Below are 12,338 nucleotides of genomic sequence, written 5' to 3'. Positions count from 1 at the left end.
AGGAAAAGTTCCCTCATGTTGAAGGAACTTTTCTTTTAAATCAGAATGTCAGGATAGCACGGGCATTGCCACTATTTGTCACTGCCCACCAGTCGTCTTCGATGCCTCCATAATCATTCGTTTCTACACCGAAACAGACAAAACCAGCCCAAAGCCCTTTACTTTTCTTGTCAGTAGCAGTGCTATACCAATGACGTCTTTCATTACCACCCACAGGAAACAGTTCGCCCACCCCGGCATTTGCCAGAACTTGCAATGAATTCCGGACAATCAAAGATTCCGTCAACTGCCCGCCACTTGCTGTTGCGTATGCTTTTGCAAGCGCATCATATTGCTTGACAGCTCCCCAATACCAACCACTGGTATTGGCAGGTGCTTTTGTTATCTCATCATTCTGATAGTTTATGACAATTTCCGCAATAGGATAATCAGACAATGTTTGCCGTTCCAATAATTTTGTTTTCAAAAAACCTTGAATATCATTCATATCTCCTTTCAATCCTTCGGGAATAACCACATCTGCCGATTTTCTAGGTTTCAGATTAAGATCATTAGTTCCGTCTCTGAAATCAAAAGCCGCTACCACCCAACCATTAATCGCTTCTAAATCAGCTAAGGCTGTTCCGGGATAGTTTTCTGGAGAATCAAAAGCCGCCGCACCGTTGCTATGCGCCACTGCAAATACCACACCGATACACGGATTATCAGCATCCGCCACATAATTGGACGAAGTTGTACCATCCTTATAGAAGAAATCACCCACTTTCACTTTACCCTGCTGCGCTATTACAGTCATATCCGCAACATCCCAATCGGCTACATCAATATCGTAAGTAATATTAAAGTCAATTTCCGGTTCGGGAGTTTCCTGCATCATAGCTGCGCTCACTTTCACGTGACGGTTACGTACTATAGGGATAAGATTATCAGGAATGTTCACAGTCTGTTCCGGTATTGCTTCTATACCGGTAGTGAAAGTCAGGCTCACACCATCCAGTTTCTGTGTTTCACTGTTAGCGAATGTATAAAATGACAGTAATGTGCGCTCTGCCATTACTTCCGGTTTGAAATCCGTCACATGATGTTCCTGTTGCACCGGAGTGCCTGCCACCATTCCGGTAGCTACATTGAAAGTAGTAGCTACGGGGAAGATTGCTTTCAGTTCTTTCAGCAAATTAAACTCACGCTGGTTTTCCTCGCGGATACTGATTTTTGAGAATGGGCGCATCAGGGAAATTTCCATGGCAAGTCCTTCGCCATCGTTCTTTTGCATCTCACCGCTATAGAAGAAAGCATCACAAGCATCGTTATTGACAAGCTCCAAAGGATTCTTCATACTCACGGCAGTCAAATCGGACGTATCAAAATATTTATCCGCATAACGGGTCGTTTCTGTATTGCCACCTACATTCGGAGTAGCATTCGCATCGATATAATCCGCCCAAATCAAACAATTATATGTTCCCGATTTCATCTCAAAAGAGAAAGAGAGTTTTTCGTCCAACGTCCCTGGTTCTGTCGCTATCTCTTCACGATAAGCCAGCAGGTTGTTCTCTCTATGGTAAATTTCAAGAATACAACGCAATTTATGAGCGGCAGCATCCACACGTGTCTCAGACAATTCTTTCGGAAAGAAAGCCGATAAGCGGACTTCGTTTTCACCTATACCTGTAGGGAGCTTATCGTCATCTTCGCTACAAGCCGCCAATAGTCCCAGACTGCAAAAAAGAAGTATATAAAAGAAAATATTTTTCATAAATTCATCGATTTAATTAGATATTATATTTAGAATGTCAGGATAGCACGGGCATTGCCACTTTTTGTCACCTCTACCCAATCATCTTCAATGTTCCCATAATCTGTATTCCCTACACCCAAACAGACAAATCCTGCCCAGAGACCTTTATTCCTCTTATCTGTAGCAGTACTATACCAATGCCATCTCTCATTGCCATTTAAAGGGAACAGTTCCCCTATTCCGGCATTTTCCAAAAGCAACAACGACTCACGAACTGCCAAAGATTCCGTCAACTGCCCACCACTTGCTGTTGCATATGCTTTTGCAAGCGCATCATATTGTTTGACAGCACCCCAATACCAACCACTGGTAGAAGCAGGCGCTTTCGTCTTCTCATTATTCTGATAGTTTACAATCATTTCCGCGATAGGATAATCAGACAAAGTCTGCTGCTTGAGCAATTCTGTTTTCAAAAATCCCTGAATATCATTCATATCTCCTTTCAAACCTTCAGGAATCACCACATCTGCCGATTTTCGAGGTTTGAGATTATTCTTTGTGTTATCGTCTCTAAGATCGTAAGCAGCCACCACCCAGCCTTTAATCTCTTCCAAACTAGTTTCTGGATAATTATCCGGAGTATCCGCAGAAGCTGCACCGCCATTATTTGCCACGGCAAATACCACACCGATACAAGGATTGCTTCCGCTTGCCTTATAAGAAGAAGACCAGCTACCGTCTGCATAGAAAAAATCACCTACTTGTGGAAGTTCAGACGGTTCGGGCTCTTCGGGCACAAAAGTTCCGTCACCTATCAATTCTCCTTTCACAGTGAGTTGCTGATTCCGCGTCAGCGCGACAGCACCTGCGGGAATTTCACGGTTCAGAACCGTACTGCCTAATGAAAACTGGAACGAAATGGTTTCCATTTCCTGTTTTCCGGTGGAAGGAGTGAACACGTAGTTGGTAAACAGCACACGTCCGGCATTATCCTTATCAATATCCTTCTTTATAAAGTTCAATGGCTGCATAGAACTCAACGGTTCACCGGTCGCCACATTAAAGCCTGAGGGTACCTGATACGAAGCTCTTAATTTAGTTAATAAAGAGAATTGTTCCGCATCATCTTCCTTAAATACCACCTTTGCCAAAGGACGAGTCAGCGTTACAGTCTGTGCGACAGCTTCCGACTTTTTCTCCAGGTCTATCCGGGCAAAGAAAGCGTCGCATGCATCTGTATCAAACAGATTGGCACCGTTGACATCTTTAATTGTTACCGATTTCAGGTTCTCCGTATTATAAAAAGTATCGGCATAACGTGTATAAGTCAATCCGTCTTCCGTAGTAATCTGCTCTTCCGCAGCATCAGCAGCTATAAAGTCTGTCCAAATCAGACAAGTATAATCGCCGGCTTGCAACTTGAAGTCGATTGAGGGGGTAGCACCACCCTCAATCGCTTGTTCCTCACGATGTTTCAGCATCGGTTCATCATCAGCAGTCCACGCTTCCAGGATACAACGCATCTTATAAGACGCGGGAACCGTAATTGCCGCACGCGTGGAAGCTACCGATGACGGTAACTTCAAGGAAAAGTTCACCCGGCTGTCCCCGTTCAAGGTTTCCACACTTTCCTCTTGCGTACACGCAACGAAAAGCGTCATAAACAAAGCTACTAATATATAAACTATTTTCTTCATTTCTTTCTGAAATTTCTATTAAACAAAAAGTTTACCTTATCTCAACGCACGGGTCACTTGCAGTGGTTTGTCTCCTATCTCCTGCGTCTGTGCCGTACCACGTACTTTATCATAAAGCACGGAAGATTTCTCCTGCATACGCTGGTAAGGCGCACCGCCTAACACCGGAGAGCGGTCACTATTGTCGAATACCGTGCCCGTCACTGTATTCGCAATAGAAATGGCTGCGGGTTTATCCGCACTCAATTCAGCTTCGATTGTCCAGTCGCCCACTGTAAATGTGTCGTCTACCCGCCAAATGTTTTCCACGTTACCGTTTTCACTCACCTGGATAATGGTAAGAATCTTGTTTTGTGCCACCGGGCCGAATTCCGCCGTCAGATGCCACTGTTTGTCAGCGGCTTTCGCCGGTTCACCGCCCGGGAACCATTTGTTGGTAGTCGTAATCTTAGGTGTCTCATCACTGAATATCTGCGCTACGGAAGTAAATCCTACCGTCTCATTCTCCGTAGTCACCTTGTTTCCCGCTACGTGGAATTCCACCGGACTATGCAGCAACCATTGCCAGGTGGCAGGTTCGGTAGCACCTAAATCATCATAGATAACCACCTTATTGGGACGAAGCATAAAAATCTGACGTTTATAGTTGTTCAACGGATTATCGCCGAAACCATACTGCTGTGTCTGCGACAAGCCCGCTTCGGCAAAACTGTTTATCCAATACGTATTTTCCGTCGTTCCGCAATATGCCTGCGAAGCATCGCCCATAAAGTAGGCCAGATTATCTCCGTTCAATGCACGCTCGATATTGCCATAAGCTCTTGTAGTAAAAGGCTGACCGACACCGTTCACCATCACCGTGTTGTGCCCGCGGGTATTGCGATATTGCAGAATGGCATGAGCGTCATTATAAACCTGATAATAACCAGCATTCATGTATACGTATTCTCCTTTATAAAGAAGTCGGAAGCTGTTCTGATCCGAGTGCGTATGATTACCCGAACCATAAGGACTGGAACGGAAAGCAAGAGACATATTGCTGCTGCGTTCGTTCATATCCGAGAAAGCCACTCCTTCACCACTATCCTTATACCATACAAAGTTCTCCAATCCCGGATCTTCATGACCACCTACATTATAAGGTGCATCTCCCTGAGAGATACGATACAGGCGCAGGTCATAATTGCGATATAAATTGTGCATACTCTCCGACGCGATACTCGACCGTTGACATTCCTGCACATACCAGATAGCATTGGGGTCATTAAGTTCACGAGCCAGGAAATCGGCAAAACCGATTCTGGAGCGGGCCGGTCTGTCCTCTCTGTTGAAATCACCGAAAGAAGTATTCTGACTGTCCGGCAACCAGGAATAAACCAAGGCTCTTCCCGCATTCTGGAACCAAGGATGTTGCAGGAAGTCCGCTCCTGTGAGATGAGACAACAGCATAGTCATATAATATAAGGTATACTGATTGGTTTGGAAGTATCCCGCACCGTTGAACCAGGAACCGTCACGATTGAAACCGTTGGATGGCGCACGTGAAGTCCAAAGTTCATAGAAGTATTGCAAAATAGTCATTGCTTCCGGATTTTTCTGGCAAAGCACAAACGTTCCCTGCACCATTCCACGCAATGTAACCTGCCAAGTGTGTTCATCAAAGAACCAGTTTTCCATGCGTCCTCTGAAATGATTGTAATAGTAAGTGGCGATTTTCATTATCTCCGTCTCCATCTTTGTCATTTCATCGGCAGTCAGGTCATTCTGACATGCATCATAAACGGTACTCAGAATAGTTACGATTTCGGCAGCGGCGAAGTCATTATTGCGCCAAGTGTCATCAGCCAACGTTTCACCCAACATTCTGCGCACATAGTCCAGCATCTTATCATAATACTTGGTTTCACCGGTCAGCAAATACGCCGTATAAAGATAGTCAAATATGTATTCGCTCAATGTAGCGCTTTGAAGATACAAACCTTTAGCGGCATCTATTCCTTGCTCTTTATAGGCTTGTTCGGCTCTGGAAATCATGTCGTCATATTCCACATGTTCTTGTATCTTCGCTTTCGCAGTCTCGATATCAGCAGCCAAGTGACAGTGAATACGGGGATATCCCACAGGAATGTTCTGCCGGAGCACCGAGAAGTCCGGAGTAACGAACACCGGTTCCTTACCGGTCACTGTAAAGGAGTATACCTTACTCCAGCCTGCAGTCCTTCCATCCTGATCCACTGTACGGAAACGCCAGTACCACTGTCCTGCCGCCATCTCTTCGTGGATATTAAATACATTCCAGTTCAGCTTTCCCGAACGGTAGGTACCCTGTTCGGGAAAAGAGGTATCTTGCGACAGTTCGAACTCTAAAAATTCATTCTCTTTCCTCGCGGCTCGCGGCACCAACAGCGGTGCCGGATTAATATAAAGTTCATGTTCCTCACGCGGATAGGGTTTATCCCGTTGGTCGGGATGCACCACTTCCGGTGCCTCTTCCCGGGCATAATCTTCGAAAAAGATTTCCTGATCGTCGCTACACCCTGTTGCCATAAAGAACAACAAGGCAAACATTATTTTTGAAAAGATTTTTGTATCCATATTTTCTTAATTATACTTGTGGTTACCAATCGGGATTCTGTACCAAATTCTCATTCATATACAACTCTTCCTGTGGGAAAGGGAACAGGTACATCTTGTCATCCCACTGATTCTGTCGCACCAATACTTTTGAATACGTAAAGTTTGTATCGGTTCCTGTTATTCTGACGCCATAGATATTCTTTACGACTTCACCTGTCTTCCAACGGCGGATATCCCAAAAACGATGGTCCTCAAAAGCCAGCTCAATGCGTCGTTCATTGCGCAATTTCTCCAGGAAAGCATTACCGGTTTCTTCCACATGTTTCATTTCGGCACAATCCCGAACCAGGTTCAAAGCTTCACGAGCCGAATAAGGATAGTCGGTTGGTTTCGTGTCCTCTCCTACCCAATGATACATCGCTTCGGCATAATTCAGCAGAATTTCAGCATAGCGGAACAAAGGAAAATGATGTTCCTTGCCAAGCGGACTCACCGGATTCAGGCTGACTTGTGCATTCATGTGCTTACGCAGATAGTAACCCGTTTTTGTAGCGCCGTCCATACCGGTATGCAGACCACCGACATTCGTTTCCACTCTTTGCTTCAGCCATGTAGCACCATTATACAGCACATTCAGGTAAAGTCGCGGATCACGAGTCGGGTTGCCCAGTTCATCCACGTACATATTACGTACATGCTCTGCATTATTCCAATTAAACGGAGTGCCGTTTTTCATGTCAAAAGCATCCACCAAGTTTTGTGTCGGCGTATTTCCTCCCTTCGAGCCTTCATAGCCCATCGGTTCATTGCGTGCTTCAAAAGTGCTTGTCTTGGCTCCGTCGCGGCGTTCGAAAATCAACTGGGGCGAATTGAACAGATTGTTATCACCCATATACAACGGATCGCTGCCTACTTTGGGCAAGTTATATTTATTCATCGCAATCACAGCAGCCGCGGCTTTCGCTGCCTTCTCCCATTTTGCAGGCTCTCCGCTTGGGTTATGGAGCGGACTGGCTGCATAAAGCAACGCTCTGGATTTCAAAGCAAGTACGGCTCCCTTCGTCGCACGACCGGTATCACCCCGGTAATCTCTATGATCTACCGGCAATCCATTATCCGCAATAATCCGGTCGCACTCCGTGACGATAAAGTCAATCACCGCATCAAAAGAAGAAGGTTCCACCAAATTGATTTCTTCCGGTTCATAAGTCCGGAGCAGCAACGGAATGTTCCCATAACGCTTGGCAAGTTCGAATAGGTAGAAAGCCCGCAGGAAACGTACTTCATAAGGAAATAAGGTAGCTTTGGCCTTTATCTCTTCATAGTCGTCATTATACTCAAACTTATTCAGTACCTCGATATCAAAATTCTCCAGGAAAGAGTTAGCGCTTCGGATAGCGTCAAAATAATCCCAGCCGGTATCAATCGTCTTAATGGGACTCCATACATTATTGCCGATATCGTAAATCGTATTCTGCTCCCAGCTATAGATAGAATTGTCCGTAGCCGACTCCAGCATCGCACCATCGTTGCGGTCTAAATCTGTCGGTAGAAAACTGTAAACGTAAGCTACCAGTTTTTCCAAATTATCATAGTAGGAATAAGCCGTCTCTTTCGTATCGCCATTGGTTTCGTCAAAATCCAGACTACACCCTGCCACTAAAAGAGAAGCACACATCATCGCTATATATGTTTTTATTTTCATCGTACTTTCTTTTTAAAAGTTTATATTCAATCCCAAAGAAATGCTCATCGTGTCGAAATAACCCAATGAAAGGTTTTCACAATTCAGATAATCAATATGGTCTAAAGAGAATAAATCCTGTGCACGCACATAGACCTGAAGTTTGTCCATACGCAGCTTTTCCGACCATTTCTGTGGGAAATTATAATAGACATTGAGGTTACGCAATTTAAAGAACGAACCGTTTTCCAGCCATTGGGTACTGCTGCGATAGTTGTTCGCATTGTCCAATGTAGACAGGCGGGGGAGATTGGCAATGTCCTTTGTACTCTCCGTCCAGCGGATTCTGTCTTTCAGATACCAGGTGGAAATATTGTTATTGTTACGAAGCGGACGATAGACATGCGGAGTAGTCAGCATCGTGCTGATACCGCCGACTCCCTGAAATGTCGCGTCTACTCCGAATCCCTTGTATTCAAATCCCAGATTCAGGCCGTACACCATTTCGGGCACGGTAGTCGACTTGCCAATCGCCACTTCGTCATAAGCGTCAATCCGGCCATCGTTGTTCTGGTCTTTGTATTTCACGTCACCCGGACGTACTGTAGAGAACGTCTGAACAGGACTCTTACGGATATCCTCCTCATCGCGGAAGTAGCCGACAGCCTCAAGACCAAAGGCCTGTCCTACCTTATGCCCTTTCGCATACAGATAGTCATAAGGCTGATAACCCTCACCGTTTTCCAGCACTTTGCTGTCCATGAAAGAAACATTACCGTTGATATAGTAACGGAAATCACGGATTTTATCATTCCAGCCAAGGCTCAATTCGAGTCCTTTGCTTTCCACCTTACCTACATTCTGCTGCGGAACGTCGATACCGATCATTCCTGATACTTTATTGTTCGAAACTAAAATATTTGAACGCTTGTCATAGTACATATCGGCTGTGAAACTAAGTTTCTTGAACAGCTGTACATCCAGTCCGATATTGTATTTATCCGCCGTTTCCAGTTCCAATGAACGCATGGGTATTTTTCGTTCCAAATAGCCGGATACTTCAGTGTTACTATCACCGAAGTAATACTCACGCAAGCTGCTCCAATAATGTTTACCCAAACCGTAAGCAAGATTGTCGACAGCCGAACGTCCATAAGAGAGACGCAGCTTAAGCAGATCTACGAACGACCGGTCTTTCAGAAAATCTTCGTTGGACAACACCCAGGCAGCCGACACCGCCGGATAAAAGCGGAACTTGTCTCCTTTCAGCAGTACACTGGTACCATAACGATTGGCTACCACATCTACCATATACTTGTTCCGGAAATTATAACTTGCCATTCCCATCAAAGAATGACGGTACCATGAAGAATTGACTCCCAACGACTCTTCCATCTCCTGACGGTAAAGAGCGGATACGCTTAACTGGTGATTATTCCATGCACGGTCATATCCCAATTTCACTTCCCAATTGCTGCGGATCGTTTGTTCCAATACTTTATTGGAACCACTGCCTATGTTCACTACATATTGAGGATTATCATTATAGACAGTTCCCACTTTACCCGTCTCGTCCGAATATGAAATCACTTCATACGAATAGGTCTTGGAACCTTCCTGCCAAAAAGTAGCCGTATTGTCGTAAGCGATGGCAGCTTCCGCCTTCAAACCTTTCAAGAGCATGGACAAATCCTGGGTGATTCGCATATTCGCTTCCAATTTTCTCCAGTTAGTCTGATAATATCCCTGATCGGCGATTACAGCCAACGGATTCATCTTGTGAAGCAAATTGCTTCCCCATAAATCATTGGAAGTCTTGATTGGAAACGCTGCCGACGGCACCTTGTACAGATTCTCAAAAATAGTACCGATTGTCTCGTCCGGCCGTTTTGATTCATTCAGCACCCCTACAATGCCAAACTGCATTTGTGTACTGGAAGTGAGATCTACGTCGATATTCATTCGCAAACGCATATCATAGCTACGAATCTGCGACTTATAACGGTCGGTATACTCAGTATACTTCTCATTCAACAAGCCAAAATCGTTTTTATAATCAAAAAGTCCCATATAGCGCAACTTGCTTCCCCCGCCACGCACCAGCAGGTTCAACTGATTGTTTTCGCCCATGCTCCGTGTTCCTTCATCCACCCAGTTCACATTCGGGAAAATATCCGGAGAAGTTTGGTTTCTGAACGCATTCAGGTCACTCTCGGAATACATGGGAGCCAGTCCGTCGTAATACAACGCCTCGTTCATTGCCCGGGCATAAGTATAGGCATCCGCCATCTCCGGCTTGTTGACGGGGAGAGTAAAACCATGCTTATAATTAATATCGACATCAAAAGAGTTGTAAGCACCTCTTTTCGTAGTGAGCAAAATGACTCCGTTGGCACCACGTGCGCCATACAATGCCGTCGCCGCACCATCTTTCAGCACAGACATCGTTTCCACCTCTTCCAGCGTAATCGCATTCAACGAACGGGGGAAACCGTCGACAATAATCAAAGGAGTTCCGTCGCCTAAACCGCCCCGTCCGCGTACGTTCAGTGCCGCTTCAGCATGCCAGCCAACGTCTTGTTTCGCATACAGCCCCGGGAACAATCCGTATAAAGAATTCTGCAAAATCGTAGCTGTCTTGTTCTCAAAGACTTCGGAAGAAACGGTAGAAACCGCCTGTGTCAGATTCGACCGGTTTTTCTTGATATATCCCAAGTCTATCATCTCCGCATCAAGTCCGTTGTTCCCAAGACTATCCGCTGCATGTTGCTGCCCATTCGCTGTGGTAGACAGCAGAAATGCCATACCGACAATATATAATAATTTATTATTCATTTTTCTTATCTTCTATGTTTAAGAGTTAACCTATCTCCCCATTACCATCCGGGATTTTGAATCAATCCATACTTCTTGTTTATCTCATCCTGCGAGAATGCAATCAGATACCAATGGTCTTTCCAATCATATTTCTGTTCGGTCGTCGACCTTTCATACGTAAAGCTACCATCTGCATTCTTCACGATATTCAGCGTCTCCACCGGAGTAGAAAGCAAATCGGCACGTTTCCAACGAATCAAGTCGAAGTAGCGCATCTCTTCCGCACCAAATTCAACCACACGTTCGTGCAATAGGATATCTACCAGTTCTTGTCCTTCCACCTCACGGACATCGGGCATTCCGACACGGTTGCGGACTAAATTAATATAATCGTAAGCATCCCGTCCGAATTCATCTTTCTGCTTGGCAATCCCCAACTGGTTCATTGCTTCCGCAATACTCAAATAGACTTCGGGCATACGCACCAACGGGCATTGGTAAGGCTGGTTCTTTACTTCCTCTCCCTTATCCCTCACAAACTTGCGGATACTGTAACCGTATATGGATGATTTATTATATTTTGAGTTTTCCTTGCTTTGCAGTCCGCCTTGATAACATTGCGCCCCACCATTCTGTTTCTGGAATTTATCCTGATTGATTATCAACGTTTCATACAGACGCGGGTCACGGGTTGGCTTCATGTTCTCATCAAAAAAAGGGTGAGCCTCATGATTCGGATTGTCCCAACTGAACGGAGTACCGTCTTTCCACTCAAACATATCCGCATAACTCGAACGCGTGGATATATACCAGTCATTATGTCCGCGGTCTAAAGATTTCATGCTCATATCATATATAGGATAGCGATGAGACGCCATAATGATTTCTTTGCTGCCACGTTTCCAATAGCCGTCAACATAATTCTGCCGGGCATCGTCACCTGTTTTCACAATCTCATGATAATTGTCATTTTGCTCATTAAGTCTTAAAAATTCAAGACCAGCGTTTAAAGCATCTCTCCAACGTTCCTGGCGGTAATCTCCAAACCATGTTAATTTTTGAGCAGCCGCTTCTCCGTCCATATAAGGCGCATCATTATTGAACAAAGGACTTGCTACAAAAAGACATACACGCAGTTTCAATGCTTTGGCGGCGGCAGCCGTCAGATGTCCGTACTCAGCATCGCTTGCATACCACGGCAAATCAGCAGCAGCCTCATCCAGCAAAGTGACAATTTTACTAACTGTCTCTTCCAGAGTCAGACGAGGGAACTGGAAAGAGTCGTCAGGATTGTAGGCATGGTCTATCCATGGCAATCCCCCATAATGCCTCAGCATCTGTGAATAGTGGTAAGCGATAATGACCTTCATTTCTGCTTTGCGCTGTTTCTTTTCATCTCCGGTCATATCCGGCACACGGTCTACATTCTCCAAATAAATATACGCTTTCCGGATGCCATACAGCGGATTACCAATATTCTGTGTAGTACTATTGGGATAATAAGGAAAACCGATTTCGTAAGACGCTTTAAGGCTACCTGATACATAAGCACTTTCGCGATTGTAACAAATATCTGTCACTCCATCCGTATTCCCCCAATTGCCACGGTAGCCGCGGGATTCCATAGGCAAATAATCCGGCAATGACCTATACACCTGGTTCAAAACCTGGTCGGCATACTTCTTGTTCGAAAAGACAACATCGATATCAACATCATCACCCGGCGCTTTTTCCAAAAAAGCATTACCAAGCTTGAAATCTTCACAACCGGTTATCATCCCGACCAATAACACCCATAAAAGGGCTTTTATACTTTTGTTCATCT

General features: G+C 45.0%; 6 protein-coding genes. All 6 read right to left on the bottom strand.

Annotation, left to right across the window (positions count from 1 at the left end; genetic code table 11):
• Positions 1–40 precede the first annotated feature (40 nt).
• From BACFIN_RS04065 to BACFIN_RS04090, 6 genes are read right to left on the bottom strand one after another with little or no spacing between them, the layout of a single operon-like run.
• On the bottom strand, positions 41–1,756 hold the full coding sequence (locus BACFIN_RS04065; protein WP_007756759.1) for a DUF6562 domain-containing protein: 1,716 nt from the start codon (positions 1,754–1,756) through the stop codon (positions 41–43).
• A gap of 29 nt (positions 1,757–1,785) precedes the next feature.
• The gene (locus BACFIN_RS04070) at positions 1,786–3,435 is read right to left on the bottom strand and encodes a DUF6562 domain-containing protein (protein WP_007756758.1); all 1,650 of its coding nucleotides are present in this window, start codon (positions 3,433–3,435) and stop codon (positions 1,786–1,788) included.
• A gap of 36 nt (positions 3,436–3,471) precedes the next feature.
• Positions 3,472–6,030, bottom strand: a complete 2,559-nt coding sequence (locus tag BACFIN_RS04075) for a DUF4962 domain-containing protein (RefSeq protein ID WP_007756757.1) — start codon at positions 6,028–6,030, stop codon at positions 3,472–3,474.
• A 22-nt stretch (positions 6,031–6,052) separates the two neighbouring features.
• Positions 6,053–7,717 carry a RagB/SusD family nutrient uptake outer membrane protein gene (locus BACFIN_RS04080; protein WP_007756756.1) on the bottom strand — a complete coding sequence of 555 codons (1,665 nt, stop codon included), beginning with the start codon at positions 7,715–7,717 and terminating at the stop codon, positions 6,053–6,055.
• 12 nt (positions 7,718–7,729) lie between these two features.
• Positions 7,730–10,531, bottom strand: coding sequence for a SusC/RagA family TonB-linked outer membrane protein (locus BACFIN_RS04085; protein WP_007756755.1), 2,802 nt, complete (start codon positions 10,529–10,531; stop codon positions 7,730–7,732).
• 41 nt (positions 10,532–10,572) lie between these two features.
• Positions 10,573–12,336 carry a RagB/SusD family nutrient uptake outer membrane protein gene (locus BACFIN_RS04090; protein ID WP_007756754.1) on the bottom strand — a complete coding sequence of 588 codons (1,764 nt, stop codon included), beginning with the start codon at positions 12,334–12,336 and terminating at the stop codon, positions 10,573–10,575.
• Positions 12,337–12,338 lie beyond the last annotated feature (2 nt).

The sequence above is a fragment of the Bacteroides finegoldii DSM 17565 genome, from assembly GCF_000156195.1.
GTDB classification, from domain to species: domain Bacteria; phylum Bacteroidota; class Bacteroidia; order Bacteroidales; family Bacteroidaceae; genus Bacteroides; species Bacteroides finegoldii.
Note: the sequence above shows the minus strand (reverse complement) of the source record. Positions and strands in the feature narration are given on the sequence as shown.

Bases quoted from the DNA above. Each gene is read 5' to 3' on its own strand.
- BACFIN_RS04075 (WP_007756757.1), bottom strand. From the start codon at position 6,030: ATGGATACAAAAATCTTTTCAAAAATAATGTTTGCCTTGTTGTTCTTT.
- BACFIN_RS04090 (WP_007756754.1), bottom strand. From the start codon at position 12,336: ATGAACAAAAGTATAAAAGCCCTTTTATGGGTGTTATTGGTCGGGATG.
- BACFIN_RS04085 (WP_007756755.1), bottom strand. From the start codon at position 10,531: ATGAATAATAAATTATTATATATTGTCGGTATGGCATTTCTGCTGTCT.
- BACFIN_RS04070 (WP_007756758.1), bottom strand. From the start codon at position 3,435: ATGAAGAAAATAGTTTATATATTAGTAGCTTTGTTTATGACGCTTTTC.
- BACFIN_RS04065 (WP_007756759.1), bottom strand. From the start codon at position 1,756: ATGAAAAATATTTTCTTTTATATACTTCTTTTTTGCAGTCTGGGACTA.
- BACFIN_RS04080 (WP_007756756.1), bottom strand. From the start codon at position 7,717: ATGAAAATAAAAACATATATAGCGATGATGTGTGCTTCTCTTTTAGTG.